The sequence below is a fragment of the Aeromicrobium sp. 10G20-16 genome (assembly GCF_055809665.1).
Window position 1 is genome coordinate 2877802 of record NZ_CM147919.1, and the last position, 18831, is coordinate 2896632.

Annotated in this window: 16 protein-coding genes; 15 read left to right on the plus strand and 1 reads right to left on the minus strand. The window is 70.3% G+C overall.

What is annotated here, in order from left to right; translation table 11 throughout:
• Window positions 1-2 precede the first annotated feature (2 nt).
• Both AC0L5F_RS14745 and AC0L5F_RS14750 read left to right on the plus strand, forming a co-directional pair.
• Window positions 3-2849 carry a glycosyltransferase gene (locus AC0L5F_RS14745; RefSeq protein ID WP_473314172.1) on the plus strand — a complete coding sequence of 949 codons (2847 nt, stop codon included), beginning with the start codon at window positions 3-5 and terminating at the stop codon, window positions 2847-2849.
• Window positions 2850-2854: 5 nt separating this feature from the next.
• A complete protein-coding gene (locus AC0L5F_RS14750; RefSeq protein ID WP_473316201.1) occupies window positions 2855-4225 on the plus strand; it encodes a DUF5719 family protein in 1371 nt (456 codons plus the stop codon).
• Between the two features lie 4 nt (window positions 4226-4229).
• Here AC0L5F_RS14750 and AC0L5F_RS14755 read toward each other — a convergent pair whose 3' ends face one another.
• Window positions 4230-4682, minus strand: coding sequence for a metallopeptidase family protein (locus AC0L5F_RS14755; protein WP_473314173.1), 453 nt, complete (start codon window positions 4680-4682; stop codon window positions 4230-4232).
• Between the two features lie 96 nt (window positions 4683-4778).
• On the opposite strand from AC0L5F_RS14755, the gene AC0L5F_RS14760 reads away from it, so the two are divergent.
• The 13 genes from AC0L5F_RS14760 (at window position 4779) to secA (ending at window position 18796) form a co-directional block, all read left to right on the plus strand.
• The gene (locus AC0L5F_RS14760; protein WP_473314174.1) at window positions 4779-5063 is read left to right on the plus strand and encodes a DUF3499 domain-containing protein; all 285 of its coding nucleotides are present in this window, start codon (window positions 4779-4781) and stop codon (window positions 5061-5063) included.
• 10 nt (window positions 5064-5073) lie between these two features.
• Window positions 5074-6438 carry a phosphomannomutase/phosphoglucomutase gene (locus AC0L5F_RS14765; protein ID WP_473314175.1) on the plus strand — a complete coding sequence of 455 codons (1365 nt, stop codon included), beginning with the start codon at window positions 5074-5076 and terminating at the stop codon, window positions 6436-6438.
• Window positions 6439-6548: 110 nt separating this feature from the next.
• Window positions 6549-6890: a carboxypeptidase regulatory-like domain-containing protein gene (locus AC0L5F_RS14770; RefSeq protein ID WP_473314176.1), complete on the plus strand. Its 342-nt coding sequence runs from the start codon at window positions 6549-6551 to the stop codon at window positions 6888-6890.
• Between the two features lie 17 nt (window positions 6891-6907).
• A complete protein-coding gene (locus tag AC0L5F_RS14775) occupies window positions 6908-7078 on the plus strand; it encodes a Trm112 family protein (protein WP_473314177.1) in 171 nt (56 codons plus the stop codon).
• A gap of 54 nt (window positions 7079-7132) precedes the next feature.
• The gene (gene ahcY, locus AC0L5F_RS14780) at window positions 7133-8575 is read left to right on the plus strand and encodes an adenosylhomocysteinase (RefSeq protein WP_473314178.1); all 1443 of its coding nucleotides are present in this window, start codon (window positions 7133-7135) and stop codon (window positions 8573-8575) included.
• An 18-nt stretch (window positions 8576-8593) separates the two neighbouring features.
• Window positions 8594-9289: an MtrAB system response regulator MtrA gene (mtrA, locus tag AC0L5F_RS14785; protein WP_473314179.1), complete on the plus strand. Its 696-nt coding sequence runs from the start codon at window positions 8594-8596 to the stop codon at window positions 9287-9289.
• Between the two features lie 10 nt (window positions 9290-9299).
• Window positions 9300-10826: an MtrAB system histidine kinase MtrB gene (gene mtrB / locus AC0L5F_RS14790; RefSeq protein WP_473314180.1), complete on the plus strand. Its 1527-nt coding sequence runs from the start codon at window positions 9300-9302 to the stop codon at window positions 10824-10826.
• Window positions 10823-12532 carry an LpqB family beta-propeller domain-containing protein gene (locus AC0L5F_RS14795; RefSeq protein WP_473314181.1) on the plus strand — a complete coding sequence of 570 codons (1710 nt, stop codon included), beginning with the start codon at window positions 10823-10825 and terminating at the stop codon, window positions 12530-12532. Before mtrB ends, AC0L5F_RS14795 begins: the two co-directional genes overlap by 4 nt.
• 60 nt (window positions 12533-12592) lie before the next feature.
• A complete protein-coding gene (locus AC0L5F_RS14800) occupies window positions 12593-13249 on the plus strand; it encodes a ComF family protein (RefSeq protein WP_473314182.1) in 657 nt (218 codons plus the stop codon).
• 147 nt (window positions 13250-13396) lie between these two features.
• The gene (gene hpf, locus AC0L5F_RS14805; protein WP_473314183.1) at window positions 13397-14017 is read left to right on the plus strand and encodes a ribosome hibernation-promoting factor, HPF/YfiA family; all 621 of its coding nucleotides are present in this window, start codon (window positions 13397-13399) and stop codon (window positions 14015-14017) included.
• Between the two features lie 73 nt (window positions 14018-14090).
• Entirely contained in the window at window positions 14091-14753 is a 663-nt protein-coding gene (locus AC0L5F_RS14810; protein ID WP_473314184.1) for a response regulator, read from the plus strand.
• A gap of 18 nt (window positions 14754-14771) precedes the next feature.
• Window positions 14772-15989 (plus strand): winged helix-turn-helix domain-containing protein, encoded by a 1218-nt coding sequence (locus AC0L5F_RS14815; protein ID WP_473314185.1) that lies wholly within the window; start codon window positions 14772-14774, stop codon window positions 15987-15989.
• Between the two features lie 86 nt (window positions 15990-16075).
• A complete protein-coding gene (gene secA / locus AC0L5F_RS14820; protein WP_473316202.1) occupies window positions 16076-18796 on the plus strand; it encodes a preprotein translocase subunit SecA in 2721 nt (906 codons plus the stop codon).
• The last annotated feature ends 35 nt before the right edge of the window (window positions 18797-18831 follow it).

Here is an 18831-nt window from a genome sequence, read left to right on the forward strand (position 1 = left end):
GGGTGAACGATTCCGCCCCGGTGAGCCACTGGCTCGATGACCCGCCCTCGGTCGGGGCGGTGCTGGTCAGCCACAACGGGGCCACGTGGCTGCCGAAGGTTCTGGCCTCCTTCTCGCGCATGTTCCATGCGCCCGATGCGTGGCGTGCGGTCGATGTCGCCTCGACCGACGGCAGCGCAGAGCTGGTCCGCGACTCCTTCGGCGCCGAGCGCGTCATCCGCGCTCCCAAGGGCTGTGGCTTCGGAGACGCCGTGCGTCTCGGCCTCGAGGCCATGCCGCGCACCGACTGGATCTGGCTGCTCCACGACGACAGCTCGGTGCTCCCGGGGACCCTCTCGGGCCTGCTCGACACCGCCACGTCGGCGCCCGACATCGGCATCGTCGGACCCAAGATCCGCGAGTGGCCGTCGCTGCGCCGCCTGCTCGAGGTCGGTCTGACCATCACGGGCACCGGGGTCAGGGTGACCGGCCTGGAGGCGGGCGAGCCGGATGCCGGCCAGCACGACCGGCCGCGCGACGTGCTGGCGGTCAACACCGCCGGCATGCTGATCCGCCGCGACGTCTGGGACGAGCTCGACGGACTCGACCCCGACCTGCCGCTGCACTTCGACGACATCGACTTCGGCTGGCGTGCGGCTCGCGCAGGCCACCGGACGATGGTGGCCCCGTCCGGTGTCATCTTCCACGCCGAGGCGTCCACCCACGGAGTCCGCCGCTCGGTCAGCGGTGACGTCCCGACGTGGGAGCTGAGGCGTGCCGGCCTGTTCGTGCAGCTGGCCAACGCCGGACTAGTGGCGTTCTGGCGCCAGTACGTGCGGTTGTTCTTCGGCTCGCTGCTGCGTGTCCTGGGGCTGCTGATCGCCAAGGACCCGGAGGGCGCCGGCGACGAGCTGCTGGCCGTGCGGTCGGTCTACGTCCACCCCCTGCGACTGCTGCGAGCACGTCAGCGGCGCGCGGTCACGGCACGCCGCAGCAACCGTGAGATCCGTGGGCTGTTCGCCCCGGTGTGGCTGCCGTACCAGCATGGCCTCGACGCGGCTCGTGAGGCGTTCGCCGCCGTGGTCAAGCCCGAGACCATCGAGACCGTCGGTCGGCGCTCCACGCTCGAGCAGGGCCCGCAGGAGGCCGAGGACCTCGACGACGGTCCGCCGTTGGTCCAGCGTCGTCCCTGGTTCGTGACGGTGCTGGTGCTGTCGGTGCTCTCGCTGGTGGCCTCGCGCACCCTGCTGGGCGGCCTCGTGGATGGTGGTCTGTCCGGCGGTGCGTTGCTGCGCGCACCCGACACCGCTGGCGGCTGGTGGTCGCTGCTGCTGGGCGCCGATCGCGGCGTCGGCTCGGCCACCGACGTCAGCGGCCCCCTGTTCGCCCTGCCCCTCGCCGTCGTCTCCACCCCCGTGTGGTTCCGCCCGGACCTGGTCATCACGGCGCTGCTGATCTTCGCCGTCCCGCTGGCCGGGCTGTCGGCCCACCGGCTCGGTCGCCGGTTGAGCTCGCACCGGGGGCATCGCATCGTGTGGGCCCTGTCCTACGCCGCCGTCGTCGCAGCGGTCGGCGCAGTCCCACAGGGCCGCTTCGGCACGGTGGTCGCGCTCCTGCTCGCGCCCGTCATCGTCAACGTCGCCTGGCAGCTGGCCGACCAGCCCGGCTGGCAGAAGGCCTTGACCCTCGGCATCTGGATCGCGCTCGCCTCGGCCTTCGCTCCGGTCGTGCTGGTGCTGTCGCTGCTCGGCCTGGCCCTGCTGTGGTACCTGGAGGGCCGGTGGGTCAGCCGCCAGCTCGTGGTGGCCGCCGTCACGCCGTTGGTGCTGCTCGGGCCCTGGCTCGTGGAGCGTGCGGCCGTGCCGTGGCGCTGGTGGTGGGAGGCCGGTCTGCCGCTCCCGGGGAGCCAGTCGTTGCTCGACGTCGTGACGGGCCGCGCCGGGGGGCTGCAGGCGCCGTGGTGGTTGAGCGTGCCGGTCCTGGCGCTCGGGCTGCTCGCGCTCCTGCCTCGCCGCACGCGCACGTCGGTCGCGATCGCGTGGGGTGTCGGACTGATCGGCCTGGCGGTCGCGCTGGTCGGCCACGTGACCTCCTTCGAGGCCACGAGCGGCCGCGCGGATCTGGCGCCGTGGGTGGCCGTGCCGAGCGTGCTGTGGCTGGCCGCGCTGGCCGTCGCCGCATTGCTCGCCGCCCCGGCGCTCGACGACGTCGCGCGCCCCATCGCGGTCGGCGCCGTCGTCGCCGCCGTCGTCATGCCCCTGGGGGTGGGCGGCTGGTGGTTGGCGCGCGGCGTCGACGGCTCGGTCGACAGCAGCCCCGATCTCGCTGTCCCGGCCTTCCTGGCGGACCGTCCCGGCCTGACCCTCGTCCTCACCGGCAGCACGGCCGACGGCATCACCTACCGCACGGTCGCCGGTCCGGGCCCCTACCTCGGGCAGGAGGCGTTCGAGCCGAGCGCCGCGGCGTCCCGTCCCGTCACCGAGGCCGTCCAGCACCTGCTGGGCCGCGGCACCGAGGCTGACGTCGAGGCGCTCAGCGCCGCAGGCATCGACGCCATCTATGCGCCGAGAGCCGAGCCCGAGCTGGCCCGCCGCATCGACTCGGCTCCGCTCATCGAGCAGTCGGGCAGCGACCGGCCCGGATCACGCGTGTGGACGCTGGCCACCGCACCTCGGCTGCAGCCCGTCGAGGTCCCGACGTGGCGTCGGGTCGTCGGAGGAGGTCAGGTGCTGGTGTGGGCCGTGGCCGTCCTGCTGGCCACCCCCGTGCGCCGGCGCCGAGACCAGACCCATCAGGAGCAGGTCGCCACCGAGGACGACGACGCGGCCGCAGCCGCGTTGCCCGAGGACTCCGAGGTGATGGCCTCGTGATCGCGATGTCGGCCCGCCGCTGGGCAGCCGCAGCCCTGCCGGTGGCCGCCGTCGCCATGGTCGCGGCCGCCTCGTTGGTGCCGGCCGACTCAGCCGAGTCCACCGAGGCGCCGAGCCCGGTCGACGTGGTCCAGACCTCCTACGCGTGCCCGGCGGGCTCGATCATCACGCTGGCCGCCGGCCAGCTGCGTGCTGCCCAGGAGCGCACCGTCCGCGTGTCGCCGAAGGGCTCGGCCGGTGACGACTTCGCCGATGCCGGTTCGTGGTCGACCGGCTCGATCAACGCGGCCGGAGTCATCGTCACCGAGACCGGACGTGATTCCGGACCGGGTGGTTGGTTCGCCGGACGGGCACCTGCGAGCGGCGGTGGCGGACTGGTGGTCGGCTCCTGCCCCGGGGTCATCGACGACGCGTGGTTCCTGGGCGCCGGCGCGGGCGACAAGCACTTCTCGACCCTGATCCTGTCCAACCTGTCGGCCGCCCCGGCGGTGGCCGACATCAAGCTGTGGGGACCGGAGGGTCCGATCGATGCGGTCGGCGCCAGTGGACTGACCCTCAAGCCGTACGAGGTGCGACGCATCCCGGTCGCGGACCTCGCGGCAGGAGAACCGATGCTCGGCATCGAGGTCCTGAGGACCCGCGGCTCCATGGCGGCAGTGGTCAACGATGGTTCCACCGCGACGTTCGCGGGCACCGAGCCGATCGGAGTCACCCGGGCGCCCACGCGCGACCAGTACGTCGGCGGCATCGTCGGTGGGGCCCGCGGCAAGACCCTGCTGCTGCTCAATCCGGGTGAGACCACGGCCCGCGTCGACGTCGAGGTCATCAACGACTCCGGCACCTTCGCCGGCGACGGACTCCAGGCGATCAAGGTCGACCCGGGCCAGTATCGCGAGATCGCGGTGCCCGACTCCGTCGGCAAGGGCCGCCAGGCGTTCCACGTGGTCAGCGACCAGCCGGTCGCCGCGTCGGTCCGCATCAGCCCCAACGTGCGTGACTACGCGCTGGCCGAGGCGACCCGGCCCATCGACGGCGCCGCGATCGTGCCGATCGACGCGGGACCGAAGGTCACGATCCCCGAGCTCGTCCTGACCGCTCCGGACAGGACCGCCTCGGTCGACATCGAGGCGTTCGACGCCGACATGACCTCGCTGGGATCGTCGACCATCGGCATCGACGGCGGCACGACGGTGGGCGTCGACGCCGTCGACCCCAAGGAGTCCTACGCCGCCGACGTCGCCTACGTGGTGGTGCGGACCACCGGGACCGTCGTGGGGGCAGCCCAGTACGTCAAGGGCGACGGGGTCAGCTCGCTGGCCCTGCGTCCCGCCCCCGTGGAGGTGTCGGCACCAGCCGTGCGACGCGGCGACGGCTGAGCCGTCACCGAGGGTCGAGGTCGTCCGGGCTGACCTGCCACACCGAGGCCAGCTGCTCCAGCAGCACGGCCCACGTCATCTCCTCGAGCTCCTGGGCGGATCCGCACCGCTGGACGATCGGCAGCCGGAAGACGACCACCCGGGTGGTGCCGTCGACCTGGGTGACCACGCTGGCGGGGACCTCGTCGGTCCACTCCGGCGGCAGCCTCGGGGCGTCCTCGACCACCACGTCGACCGGGTCCGGCTCGGCGCGGAAAGCCGCCTCGAGTCCGGCGACGACGGCACGCACGACGTCGTCGAACTGCTCGCGCGGGGTCGACTGGGCGGGCAGTCCCGCGGGAGACAGGGGCCCGGGCAGGGCCATGGGTCCGCGACGGCCTCGGCCGCGCCGATCGCGCATCCGACCCGGCCGGGGTCCGCTGACCAGCCCGTTCCAGCCCGTCGGTCCTACCTGCATGCGGTGAGCCTACTGCCGGCTCACAGGATGCTGGTCTACCCTCGCCACGTGGGTGAGGCGAGGCGATGCACGCGATCGGGGTGCTCCGGGCGAGCAGTGGCGACGTTGACGTACGTCTATGCGGACCAGACCGCAGTGCTCGGTCCGCTCGCAACCTACGCCGAGCCCCACACCTACGACCTGTGCGCCGACCACTCCCAACGCCTGTCCGCTCCGCAGGGGTGGGACGTGCTGCGCCTGGCGCCCGATCCTGCCGACGTCGAGCCCACCCACGACGACCTGCTGGCCTTGGCCGACGCGGTCCGCGAGGCCGGGCGTCAGCCGCAACCGCCGCCCGACGGCGCGCGTCCCGCCCTGCGGATCGTCCGAGAAGAAGGATGACCCACCACCCATGATCGATCCGCGCCTGGGCGCCATCGTCAAGGCCTACGACGTCCGCGGGCTCTCGCCCGAGCAGCTCGACCCCGTCGTCGCCCGCGCGCTCGGCGAGGCGTTCGCCGACGAGGTGGAGGTCTCCGGCACCGGATCGGTCGTCATCGGTCACGACATGCGGTCGACGTCGCCGGGTCTGGTCGAAGCCTTCGGTGACGGCATCCGTGCCCGCGGTGCCGACGTCATCGACATCGGCCTGGCCTCCACGGACCTGCTGTACTTCATGTCCGGCGACCTCGACGTGCCCGGCGTCATGATCACGGCGAGCCACAACCCGGCTGCGTACAACGGCATCAAGTTGTGCCGCGCCGGCGCCAGGCCCATCGGTCTCGACACGGGTCTGTCGGCCATCGCCGAGGCTGCATCCGTCCTGCTCGGGCGCGACACGCTCCCGCCCGTGCTCGGTGCGGTCGAGTCCCGCGACGGTCTGTCCCGGTACGCGGAGTACCTGCACGACCTCGTCCCGATGCCCGGCGGTCGGCGCCTCAAGGTCGTCGCCGACGCCGGCAACGGCATGGCCGGTCACACGGTCCCGTCGGTGTTCGCCGATCTCGACGTCGAGCTCGACGCGATGTACTTCGAGCTGGACGGCACCTTCCCGAACCACGACGCCAACCCGCTCGACCACAGCACGCTGGTCGACCTGCAGGCCCGCGTCCGCGAGACCGGTGCCGACATCGGGCTGGCCTTCGACGGCGACGCCGACCGGTGCTTCGTCGTCGACGAGCGCGGCGAGGTGGTCTCGCCGTCGGCGATCACGGCGCTGATCGCGTCGCGTGCGCTGCTGCAGCACCCCGGGGCGACCATCCTGCACAACGTGATCTGCTCCAAGGCCGTGCCCGAGATCATCACCGAGCGCGGCGGGACCGCCGTGCGCACACCGGTCGGCCACTCGCTGATCAAGGCCGAGATGGCCCGCACGGGTGCGGTGTTCGGGGGCGAGCACTCCGGGCACTTCTACTTCAAGGACTTCTTCCTCGCCGACTCCGGCATGATCGCCGCCCTCCACGTGATGGCCGCGCTCGCGGAGACCTCCGGCACCGTCAGCGAGCTGATGGCCGAGTACGAGCGGTACGCGTCGTCCGGCGAGATCAACAGCACGGTGCACGACGCCGTCGGCACCATGGCCACCATCGCCGAGCACTACCGCGAGTGGCCGCTGGACCGCCTCGACGGCCTGACCGTGACCGGTGACACCTGGTGGTTCAACGTGCGTGCCTCCAACACCGAGCCCCTGCTGCGCCTCAACGTCGAGGGCGACGACGCCACCACCATGCAGCGTGTGCGCGACGAGGTTCTCGCCCTGGTCCGACCGGCGTCGTAGCGCCCGGTACGAACGATCGGATCGACGACAACCTTGTCGTGGATCGGTGCATCTCCTGAGATGACGACCTCGTCCGGGTGTCGTCGACATCGCACCAAGGGGGACATCTCATGGGAATTGATCGTCGGGCGTTCACCGCCCTGCTGGCTGGACTGGTGGCCGTGATCTCGGCCCTCGTCCTGACCCAGACCACCGAGACCGCGTCAGCGGCCACGACCGCCACGACGGTGACGATCACCGGCACGGTCCAGAGCTCCCAGGGCTACCCGCTGGCCGGCGTGTCGGTCCAGCTGCAGAAGGCCGCGTCGGAACAGGTCGTCGCGCGACGGACGTCCGACGCGGTCGGCGGATTCCGGTTCCGCATCGACGCGGCGACGGCTGGGCGCTACCACCTCGCGGTGAAGCGTGGCCAGGTCGCGACCATCCACACGCAGCAGCTCTCGATCCGGTAGGTCCTACGATGGGTCGCATGAACCTCGACCCGGCCCTCCTGGAGATCCTCGTCTGTCCGCAGTGCCGGGCCACGCTGGCCGTCGACGATGACGCCTCCGAGCTCGTCTGCAGCGCGTGCGCACTGGCCTACCCGGTGCGCGGGGACATTCCCGTGATGCTGGTCGACGAGGCCCGCTCGCTCGGCTGAGCTCACACCCGTTCGATTCGTCGCGCCTCCGGGCCCACCGGTACAGTGGATTCCATGGATTTTCACGTCAAGGACCTGACCCTGGCCGAGTACGGCCGCAAGGAGATCGAGCTCGCTGAGCACGAGATGCCCGGCTTGATCGCGATGCGCGAGCGCTACGGCAAGGACAAGCCGCTGGCCGGTGCCCGCATCGCCGGTTCGCTGCACATGACGGTCCAGACCGCCGTGCTGATCGAGACCCTGGTCGACCTCGGCGCCGACGTGCGCTGGGCCACCTGCAACATCTTCTCCACCCAGGACCACGCGGCCGCTGCGGTCGTCGTGGGCCGCGACGGCACGCCCGAGGACCCCCAGGGCACGCCGGTCTTCGCGTGGAAGGGCGAGACGCTCGCCGAGTACTGGGACGAGGCCGAGAAGGTCTTCGACTTCGCCGAGGGCGGACCCAACGTCCTGCTCGACGACGGCGGCGACATCACCATGCTGCTGCACCTCGGTGTCGAGTACGAGAAGACCGGCATCGTGCCGCCGCAGGACAGCACCGACAACGAGGAGTTCAAGGAGGTGCTGCGTGTCCTCGCCCGTTCGGTGGCGGAGAAGCCGCAGCACTGGACGAACATCTCCAAGGACATCAAGGGCGTCTCGGAGGAGACCACCACCGGCGTCCTGCGCCTGTACGACCGCTTCCGTGAGGGCACGCTGCTGTTCCCGGCCATCAACGTCAACGACTCGGTCACCAAGAGCAAGTTCGACAACAAGTACGGCTGCCGTCACTCGCTGATCGACGGCATCAACCGAGCCACCGACGTCATGATCGGCGGCAAGGTCGCCGTCGTCTGCGGCTACGGCGACGTCGGCAAGGGCTCTGCGGAGTCGCTGCGCGGCCAGGGAGCCCGCGTCATCGTCACCGAGATCGACCCGATCTGCGCCCTGCAGGCCGCCATGGACGGCTACGAGGTCAAGCGCCTCGAGTCGGTCGTCGAGACCGCCGACATCTTCATCACCACCACCGGAAACTTCGACATCATCCGGGTCGAGCACTTCGAGAAGATGAAGCACCAGGCGATCGTCGGCAACATCGGTCACTTCGACAACGAGATCAACATGGCCGGTCTGGCCAAGATCCCCGGCATCGTCAAGGACGAGATCAAGCCGCAGGTCCACCAGTGGATCTTCCCGGCCGACGCCGACGGCTTCTCCAAGAAGATCATCGTGCTGTCCGAGGGGCGCCTGCTCAACCTCGGCAACGCCACCGGTCACCCGTCGTTCGTCATGTCCAACTCGTTCACCAACCAGGTGCTCGCGCAGATCGAGCTGTTCACGAAGGCCAGCCAGTACGAGCTGGGTGTGCACGTGCTGCCCAAGCACCTCGACGAAGAGGTCGCCCGACTGCACCTGGACGCCCTCGGTGTCGAGCTGACCGAGCTGTCCAAGCAGCAGGCCGAGTACCTCGGCGTCGACGTGGCTGGTCCCTACAAGTCGGACCTCTACCGCTACTAGCCACTCGAGCGGGCCACCATGAGCTATCGCAGCAAGCGCGACCGCGTCCTCGTCGTCGACGACGACGCCTCGCTCGCCGAGATGTTGACCATCGTCTTGGAGGGGGAGGGGCTCACCACGTCGGTGTGCCGCTCGGGTGACCGGGTCATGGGCGAGTTCACTTCGTTCCGGCCCGACGTCGTGCTGCTGGACCTGATGCTGCCCGGACTCGACGGCATGAGCGTGTGCCGTCAGATCCGGGCGGCGTCGGCGGTCCCGATCATCATGCTCACGGCGAAGGCCGACACCTACGACGTCGTCGCGGGGCTGGAGGCCGGCGCCGACGACTACATCACCAAGCCGTTCAAGAACACCGAGCTGGTCGCGCGGGTGCGGGCCCGCCTGCGCCGCACCGACACCCTCGCCGAGACCCTGGAGTTCGGCGAGATCGTCCTGGATCCTGCCGGCCACACGGTCACCCGCAAGGGCGAGGCCCTGGACCTGACGCCGCTGGAGTTCGACCTGCTGGCCTGCCTGCTCGGCGACCCCCAGCAGGTCTTCACCCGCGAGGTGCTGCTGCAGAAGGTGTGGGGCTACCACCACCCCGGTGACACCAAGCTGGTGAACGTGCACATGACCCGGCTGCGCTCCAAGATCGAGGACGACGCCGACGATCCGCAGATCATCCGCACCGTTCGCGGCGTGGGCTACCAGGCCATCGCGCCGCCCTCATGAGCCTGGTCTCGTGAGGGGCCTGTGGCGGCGGTCGCTGCAGGCCCGGGTCGTCACCAGCACGATCATCCTCAGCGCCCTGGCGATCACCTTCACCGGATGGGCGCTGCTGCGCGACGTCGCATCGGGTCTGGCGGAGAGCCGTCGCGAGGTGGCGGTCGCCGAGGCCCGATCGGGATTCACCTACGCCCAGGACCAGCTCGACGCGGCGGTCGACACCGAGGCGTCACCGCAGTCGCAGGCCCTGACCCAGATGGTCGACTCGCTGACCACGGCCCGCGGAACGGCTCGCACCTACGAGCTCGTCCTCAAGGGGCCGCTGTCAGGCGACGACTCGTCGGGCCCCGTGCGGTCGTCGTCGGCGGTCTCGACCAGCACGTTGCCGGCGTCGCTGGTGGGTCGCGTGCAGCGCAACGGCGGTACCTACTGGCAGTACTCGGACGTGTCGCTGACCGACGGTGCGGACCGCGAGCCGGTCGTCGTGGTGGGCCGTCAGCTCCGCGCCCCGGGCACGGGTGACACCTACGCGCTGTACTACCTGTTCTCGATGAAGGACCAGCAGGCGACCCTGACGCTGATGCGCAACGCGTTGCTGCTCGGCGGCCTCGCCATGGTGCTCATGGTCGGTGGGGTGGCCTGGATCGTCTCGCGTCAGGTGCTCGACCCGGTGCGCCGGGCTCGGCGCATCGCCGAGCGGTTCGCCGGCGGCAACCTCGAGGAGCGTCTGCTCGTGCGCGGAGAGGACGACATCGCTCGGCTGAGCACCTCGTTGAACCAGATGGCCGGCAGCCTGCAGACCCAGATCGGTCGGCTCGAGAACCTGTCGCGCCTGCAGCAGCGATTCGTGTCCGACGTGTCCCACGAGCTGCGCACCCCCCTCACCACGGTGCAGATGGCCAGCGAGGTCCTGTTCGACGCCCGCCCCGGATTCGACCCCCAGACCGCTCGGTCCGCCGAGCTGTTGAAGCGCGAGCTCGACCGCTTCGAGGCGCTGCTGTCCGACCTGCTCGACCTGAGTCGTTTCGACGCAGGCGCCGCTCAGCTGGAGCTGGAGACCGTCGACCTCGCAGCCGTGGCCCGTCGGTGCACCGACGACCCGGTCCTCGCCCGCGCCGGCATCGAGGTGACCGTCGACGACGGTGGTCAGTCGGCCGTGGTGCTGGCCGACCCGCGGCGGGTCGACCGCATCGTGCGCAACCTGCTGGCCAACGCAGCCAAGTACAGCAAGTCGTCCACGGTGTCGTTGACGGTGGCGCAGAACGACAGCAGCGCCTCGTTCTCGGTGCGCGACTTCGGCGTGGGCCTCGACGGTGACGAACGGCTGCGTGTCTTCGACCGCTTCTGGCGGGCCGACCCCGCGCGCGTCCAGGGCGGCACGGGCCTCGGCCTGTCGATCGCCCGCGAGGACGCCTCGCTGCACGGGGGAACCCTGCAGGCCTGGGGGCGTTCGGGACAGGGGACCGAGTTCATCCTCACGCTGCCCAAGAAGGCCGGGGACGACAGTGCCGAGCCGGCCATCGTCTCGGAGCTGGCGCGATGAGTCGACTGTCTGCGCTGGTGCTGGCGGCCTGCATCGCACTCGGCGGGTGCGCAGCCATCCCCACGTCCGGTCCGGTGACCGCGGTCGCCGACGACGACGGCTTCGGTCAGAGCACCGTGCGGTACTCGCCGGCGCTGCCCACCGACGGCGCGTCGCCGGGCGAGGTCGTGCGCGGCTTCCTCGACGCGATGCTGGCCTACCCCGCCTCCACGCGGACGGCCGCCGCCTTCCTGACGCCGGCCGCTGCCGACAGCTGGCAGCGCCAGGACGGGGTCACCATCTATCGGGACGCACAGGTCGGGACACCGCCGCAGGACGGGCGGACCCGACCCGACGCAGGCGCGTCGGCGGAGGTCGCGGTCGACGCGGCCGCGGTGGGGCAGCTCGACCCCCAGGGCGGATACACGCCCGGTGAGGGACGACGAGGGGTGACCTATCGCCTCGAGCGGGTCGACGGGCAGTGGCGGATCGCGAACCCCCAGCCGGGTCTGATGGTCACGGCGAAGTTCTTCAACGACTACTACCGCACGTTCGACCTGTACTACTTCGATCGCGCTGGACGCCGACTGGTGCCGCAGCCGGTGCACGTGCTGGTCGGCGACGGCCTGGCCGCCGGTCTGATCACGGCGCTGGCGCGCGGTGGCGGCACCGATCAGATGCGCACCTACGTGCCCGGGCTCGACGACCTGCGAGCGACGGTTCCGGTCGACAACGGTGTCGCCGACGTCGGCTTCACCGCGGGCTCGCGCGCATCGTCCGACGTCGAGCGGTTCTCGGCCCAGATCGTGTGGACGCTGCGCCAGGTCCCGGGTCTCACGGCGGTGCGCATCTCGGTCGGCGCTCGCCCGGTGAGTCCACGCAACCAGACCGAGCAGCCCGTCTCGTCGTTGGACGAGTACGGCGTCGGCGACGATCCCGGGACGACCCACGCGCTGGTCGACGACGCCGCCGTCACCATCGATCGCAGCGACGTCGAGCCGCTCGACGGACCGTGGGGCACATCCGTCGGTGGCGCGGCCGCGATCTCCGTGACCGATGACCGCGTCGCCCTCCTCGACGCGGGACGCACGTCGGTGCGAGTGGCGTCGGTGGAGGGCCGCATCCAGCGCACGCTCCGCGGCACGGCGTTCATCAACCCGGTCAGTGACGTCGACGGGCAGTTCTGGCTGGTGGACCGGCCCGACGGTGCCACGCGGGTGCGCGTGGTGGCGTCGGGCGTGGCCACGCTGGACGCGCCGGCGCTGCGCGGTCTGGACGTGCGCAGCCTCGACATCTCGCCCGACGGCGCCCGCTACGTCGTCACGGTGGGATCGGGGGCCGGCGCCTCGGTCCGCGTCGGTCTGGTGCTGCGTGACGCCAAGGGAACGATCACCGGTCTGGCCAGCCCGCGAGACCTGGACGTCGGAGACGTCAGCGCGCGGTCCGCCGTGTGGTCCGACGACGTGCGGGTCAGCTATCTGGCCGGCACGACGGCCGGTACGCGTGAGCAGACCGTCGTGATCGACGGCTCCTCGGTGGTGGACGGACCGGGGCGCAGCGGAGCACCGCTGCCGGACATCGAGACGTCTCGCCTCGTGGTCGGCTCCGGACCGAACGCGACGACCTATGCCGCTGACCCGGACGGCCGGTTGTGGTACCTCGGCGCCCGTGGCACCTGGACGCTCGTCGGCGTCGGTGCGGTCCGGAGCCTGGGCCACAGTCGCTGACCGTCCACAGCCTGTGTCGACCGATCGACGCCGTGGCGGCGCGGGCTCGATGATGGCCAGGTGCGCGATCACCTCGTGGCCGCTGCCGACCTGCTCGTCGGTGCGGCCTGTCCGGGCTGCGGTCGACCTGCGCTCGCGGTCTGCCGTCGGTGTGCCGAGCGGATCAGGCCGACGCCGTGCGTCGTCGCGACCCGACGGGCATCGGACCTGACGGTGATCTCCGGCGGACAGCATCGCGGTGTCCTGCGCCGCGTCGTCGTGGAGTGGAAGGAGCGAGGGCGCTTTCCGCTGACCGAGGTCCTGTCGCACCACCTCGCCGCCGCCGTCGCCGCGTCCGAGCCTGCCGCCGACGTCACGCTGGTGCCCGTGCCGACGTCGTGGTCGGCCCGGTGGCGCCGGGGCGACGACCTGGTGCAGGCGCTGGCCCGCGCGGCCGGTGCCCGGCTGACCGCCGCGGGGCTCGACGTGCGCGTCGAACCTGCCCTGGGACGGGCCCGCCACACGGCCGATCAGGTCGGCCTCGGTGTCGACGACCGCGCCCGCAACCTGAGCGGCGCCTTCATGGTCCGCCGCCGTCACGGGCTGCGGGCGGGATCGTCGGTCGTGATCGTCGACGACGTCGTGACCACGGGCTCGACGCTGGCCGAGGCGGCCCGTGCGCTTCGCGCAGCTGGTGTGCAGGTCGAGGCCGCAGCGACGGTCGCCGCCACGCCCTGAACGTCGGCGACGGGTCGTGCCTGTGAGTTCAGTGAGGATTGGCTGCCGAGCGACGAGACCTCTGGTGAATCGGCCACGGCAGGACTACGGTCGCACCATGGCATGACAGCAGGTGCAGCACGCGGACCCCGACCCCGAGGAGTTTCCATGGACATTGTCGTCAACGGTCGCAACAGCGAGATCTCCGAGCGGTTCCGCGAGCACGTCCAGGAAAAGCTGCAGCGCATCGACAAGTACGACGCCCGCCAGAAGATCCACCGGGTCGAGGTCGAGGTCACCCACGAGAAGAACCCGCGTCAGCACGAGACGGCCGCCCGCGTCGAGATGACGCTGCGATCCGCCGGTCCGGCCGTTCGCGCCGAGGCCGCCTCCACCGACCAGCACTCCGCGCTCGACGCGGCGATCGACAAGCTCGAGTCGCGCCTGCGGCGCAGCAACGACCGCCGCCGCATCTCCCACGGCAAGCACGCTCCGCAGTCGCTCGCCGACGCCACCGCGGACCTGGACGTCGCCTCGTTCGACGACACCGCACCGACGCAGGATCCGGCCCCGACCGGCCCCATCGAGTCAGAGGGCGACTGCCCGGTGGTGGTGCGCGAGAAGACGCACGAGGCCTCACCCATGACGCTCGACCAGGCGCTCTACGAGATGGAGCTGGTCGGCCACGACTTCTTCCTGTTCCTCGAGAAGGACTCGATGCGGCCGAGCGTCGTCTACCTGCGCAAGGGCTACGACTACGGCGTCATCCACCTCGACGTGACTCAGTGACGCGAACGGGGACACGAGCGGGCGCGGCGTCGGGTTCGTGGGCTCCGACCCGGAACTCTGGCATGATCTGACTGTGCCTCCAGTCCCCGGCAAGATCCGTGTTCTCCTCGTCGATGACCAGGAGCTGTTCCGTCGGGGCGTCAAGATGGTGCTCAGCGCCGACGACGACCTCGAGGTCGAGGAGTGCGACGACGGCGACACCGCCCTTGCGCTCGTGGCGGACAACCCGTACGACATCGTGCTGCTCGACGTCCGCATGCCGGGCCGCAGCGGTGTCGAGACGTGCGCGGCCATCAAGGAGACCGCCCCGACCACCGGCATCATCATGCTGACGGCCAGCGACGAGGAGTCCGACCTCTACGAGTCGATCCGCAGCGGGGCGTCGGGCTACCTGCTCAAGGACGGCTCCACCTACGACCAGGTCGCCGAAGCGGTCCGACTGGTTGCCTCGGGACAGTCGCTGATCAGCCCGAGCATGGCCACCAAGCTGCTCGACGAGTTCGTCACGATGTCCAAGAGCCCGGCGCCGGCGACCAACCTGACGCCGCGCGAGCTCGGGGTCCTGCGCCTGGTGGCGCGGGGGATGAGCAACCGCGAGATCGCCGAGGAGCTGTTCATCAGCGAGAACACGGTCAAGAACCACATCCGCAACATCCTCGAGAAGCTGCAGATGAAGTCGCGCATGGAGGCTGCCATGTTCGCCGTGCGCAGCAAGCTCGTCGACGACATCCCCTAGGACGACGGGCCCTCGCTGATGGGTGCGGAGCGCCTCACCGCGCTGCAGGCTCGGCGGATCACCCTGGCCGCCCAGGGATTCACCCGTCCTCGTCCCGGCGCCACCGGCGCGACGGTCACGGCAGCACACCTGAATCGCACGATCGCACGGCTGGGGTTCTTCCAGATCGACTCGGTCAACGTGCTGGTCCGGGCCCACTACATGCCGATGTTCTCCCGCATGGGTGCCTACGACCGCGACCTCCTCCATCGTGCGGCCGGTCGCGCACCGCGCCGCCTGTTCGAGTACTGGGCCCACGTCGCGGCGCTCGTCGACGTGCAGCTGTGGCCGGCGATGCAGCACCGCATGCGGTCCGGGCACGGGATGTGGGGCGGGATCGCGCGCGTCGGGCGCGAGCAGCCCGAGCTCGTCGAGCGCGTCTTCGCCGAGGTCGCCGAGCGCGGTCCGATCACGGCGCGCCAGATCGAGGACGACACGGAGCGCGACCGCAGCCACTGGGGCTGGAACTGGTCCGAGGTCAAGGTCGCGCTGGAGCACCTGTTCTACGTCGGACGGGTCACGGCGGCGCGCCGCAACAGCCAGTTCGAGCGGGTGTACGACCTGTCCGAGCGCGTCATCCCGCCCGGTGTGATGGCACGGCCTGCCCTCGACGACGCGGAGGCACACCTGGTGCTGGTCGAGCACGCTGCGCGAGCCCTGGGAGTCGGCACCCAGCAGTGCTTCGCCGACTACTTCCGGCTCGCCCCCGACCCGACGAAGGGCGCCATCGAGGAGCTCGTCGCTGCCGGCGTGCTGCAGCCGGTGCAGATCCAGGGGTGGAGACGCCCCGCGTATCGCCACCGCGACGCCGTCCTCCCGCGCCGGGTCCGAGCGCGCGCGTTGCTGAGCCCGTTCGACCCCCTCGTCTTCGAGCGGACTCGCACCGAGAAGCTGTTCGACTTCCGGTACCGCATCGAGATCTACGTTCCCGAGGCCAAGCGCGAGCACGGCTACTACGTGCTGCCGTTCCTGCTCGGCGACCGGCTGGTGGCCCGGGTCGACCTGAAGGCCGACCGTGCTGCTCGGCGGCTCGTGGTGCACGGTGCGTGGGCCGAGGACCATGCACCCGACGACACCGCCGAGCAGCTGGCCGACGAGCTGGAGCTGATGGCCCGGTGGCTCGACCTGGACACCGTGTCACCCCCGGCGAAGGGTGACTTGGCTGCTGACCTGACCCAGGTTCTGAGCCGTCGCTAGACTGGCGAGGCTCCATCCGAGAACGCCAGGATCGAATCGTCAGGAAGTGCATCGACGTGCCCAAGGTCATCGACAAGATCCTCCGCATGGGCGAAGGCAAGATCCTTCGTCAGCTGGAGGCCGTCGCCCAGCAGGTCAACTCCCTCGAGGACGACTACAAGCAGATGTCCGACGAGGAGCTGCGGGGGATGACCGCGGAGTTCCGGGACCGGCTGGAGGCTGGAGAGACCCCCGACGACCTGATGCCGGAGGCCTTCGCCACCGTGCGTGAGGCGGCGTGGCGCGTGCTGGGTCAGCGGCACTTCGACGTGCAGATCATGGGTGGCGCGGCCCTGCACCTGGGCAACATCGCCGAGATGAAGACCGGTGAGGGCAAGACGCTGGTCTCGACCCTGCCGGCCTACCTCAACGCGCTCAGCGGCAAGGGCGTCCACGTCGTCACGGTCAACGACTACCTCGCCAAGTACCACGCCGAGTGGATGGGCCGAGTGCACCAGTACCTGGGCCTCACCGTCGCCATGATCCTGCCGAGCATGACGCCGGCGGAGCGCCGCGAGGCGTACCTGGCGGACATCACCTACGCCACCAACAACGAGCTCGGCTTCGACTACCTGCGCGACAACATGGCCGACGACATCGCCGACTGCGTGCAGCGTGGCCACCACTACGCCGTGGTCGACGAGGTCGACTCCATCCTCATCGACGAGGCCCGCACCCCGCTGATCATCTCCGGTCCCACCGAGGACGAGGTCAAGTGGTACGGCGAGTTCGCCCGCATCGTGGGCCGCATGAAGATCGAGGAGCACTACGAGGTCGACGAGAAGAAGCGGACGATCGCGGTGACCGCCGAGGGCATCTCCGTGGTCGAGGACCAACTGGGCATCGACAACCTCTATGACACCGTCAACACCCCGCTGATCAGCTTCCTCAACAACGCCATCAAGGCGCGCGAGCTGTTCAAGAACGACAAGGACTACGTCGTCATCGACGGCGAGGTGCTCATCGTCGACGAGCACACCGGACGCATCCTGGACGGCCGCCGCTACAACGAGGGCCTGCACCAGGCCATCGAGGCCAAGGAGGGCGTCCGGATCCGCGAGGAGTACCAGACCCTGGCCACCATCACGCTGCAGAACTACTTCCGCCTCTACGACAAGCTCGGCGGCATGACCGGCACGGCGCTGACCGAGGCGTCGGAGTTCGACAAGATCTACAAGCTCGGTGTGGTGCCGATCCCGACCAACCGCCCCATCGCGCGCGCCGACGAGCCGGACCTCGTCTATCGCACCGAGGAGGCCAAGTTCAACGCCGTGGTCGACGACATCGCCGAGCGGCACGCCAACGGCCAGCCGATCCTCGTGGGCACCACCAGCGTCGAGAAGAGCGAGCGGCTGTCCAAGCTGCTCAAGAAGCGCGGCGTCCCGCACGAGGTCCTCAACGCCAAGCAGCACGACCGTGAGGCCGCCATCGTCGCGATGGCCGGCCACAAGGGCGCCGTCACCGTGGCCACCAACATGGCCGGTCGTGGTACCGACATCATGCTCGGTGGCAGCGTGGAGTTCCTCGCCGACGCCGAGCTGCGCAAGCAGGGCCTCGACCCGCTCGAGGACGCCGAGGAGTACCAGGCCGCGTGGAACGACACGCTGAAGAAGATGGCCGACCAGGTCGCCGCCGAGCACGACGAGGTCACCGCCGCCGGCGGCCTGGCCGTCATCGGCACCGAGCGCCACGAGTCGCGCCGCATCGACAACCAGCTGCGTGGTCGGTCGGGCCGCCAGGGTGACCCGGGCGTCTCCCGGTTCTACCTGTCGCTCGAGGACGACCTGATGCGCCTGTTCAAGGCCGACTGGGTCGACTGGGTCCTGCAGACCATGAAGATCCCCGACGACGTGCCGATCGAGAACAAGCGCGTCACCGGCGCCATCGCGTCGGCGCAGTCGCAGGTCGAGGCGCAGAACTTCGACACGCGCAAGAACATCCTCAAGTACGACGACGTCATGAGCCGTCAGCGCGAGGTCATCTACACCGAGCGTCGCGAGGTGCTCGAGGGCCGCGACCTGCGCGAGTGGGTCGAGGAGATGATCGGCGAGGTCATCGGCGCGTACGTGACCGGCGCCACCGAGGGATTCCCCGAGGAGTGGGACCTCGAACAGCTCTGGACCGCTCTGGGCACGCTGTACCCGGTCGGGCTGACCATCGAGACCGCCGAGTCGGACGCCGGCGGGCGTGAGGGCATGACCCGCCAGTCGCTGATCGAGGCACTGACCGCGGATGCGATCGCGAGCTACGACCGGCGCGAGAGCGACCTCGGCGCGTCGGTGATGCGTGAGCTGGAGCGCAAGGTCGTGCTCAGCGTCCTGGACCGCAAGTGGCGCGAGCACCTCTACGAGATGGACTACCTGCGTGAGGGCATCGGCCTGCGGGCCTACAGCCAGCGCGATCCGCTGGTGGAGTACCAGCGCGAGGGCTTCGAGCTGTTCACCGCCATGATGGAGGGCATCGCCGAGGAGTCGGTCGGGTTCTTGTTCAACGTGAACGTCGAGGTGACGCCGGCCTCGCCGACCGCCGAGCCGGGCGAGATCCCCGTGCAGCTGGCCAAGGGCATCGGTGCCGACGTCGCGAAGAAGAAGCAGCTGTCGTACTCGGGTCCCAGCGAGGACGGGGAGACCGAGGTGCACGGCGTCACGGCGGCCGACGGCGGCGACGAGGACTCCGCGGAGGCCGAGGCGCGCCGCCAGGCGAACGCCAAGAACAAGGCGCGTCAGAAGGCCAAGCAGCAGCGCAAGTCCCGCAAGAACAACCGGTAGTCACCGCGACGAAGCCGCTCTGCGGCTGAGCTCGC

Coding starts and splice junctions, on each gene's coding strand:
- AC0L5F_RS14795 (WP_473314181.1), top strand. CDS start 10,823: ATGAGTCGACTGTCTGCGCTGGTGCTGGCGGCCTGCATCGCACTCGGC.
- ahcY (WP_473314178.1), top strand. CDS start 7,133: ATGGATTTTCACGTCAAGGACCTGACCCTGGCCGAGTACGGCCGCAAG.
- AC0L5F_RS14765 (WP_473314175.1), top strand. CDS start 5,074: ATGATCGATCCGCGCCTGGGCGCCATCGTCAAGGCCTACGACGTCCGC.
- mtrA (WP_473314179.1), top strand. CDS start 8,594: ATGAGCTATCGCAGCAAGCGCGACCGCGTCCTCGTCGTCGACGACGAC.
- AC0L5F_RS14815 (WP_473314185.1), top strand. CDS start 14,772: ATGGGTGCGGAGCGCCTCACCGCGCTGCAGGCTCGGCGGATCACCCTG.
- AC0L5F_RS14750 (WP_473316201.1), top strand. CDS start 2,855: ATGTCGGCCCGCCGCTGGGCAGCCGCAGCCCTGCCGGTGGCCGCCGTC.
- AC0L5F_RS14770 (WP_473314176.1), top strand. CDS start 6,549: ATGGGAATTGATCGTCGGGCGTTCACCGCCCTGCTGGCTGGACTGGTG.
- hpf (WP_473314183.1), top strand. CDS start 13,397: ATGGACATTGTCGTCAACGGTCGCAACAGCGAGATCTCCGAGCGGTTC.
- AC0L5F_RS14755 (WP_473314173.1), bottom strand. CDS start 4,682: ATGCAGGTAGGACCGACGGGCTGGAACGGGCTGGTCAGCGGACCCCGG.
- AC0L5F_RS14775 (WP_473314177.1), top strand. CDS start 6,908: ATGAACCTCGACCCGGCCCTCCTGGAGATCCTCGTCTGTCCGCAGTGC.
- secA (WP_473316202.1), top strand. CDS start 16,076: ATGGGCGAAGGCAAGATCCTTCGTCAGCTGGAGGCCGTCGCCCAGCAG.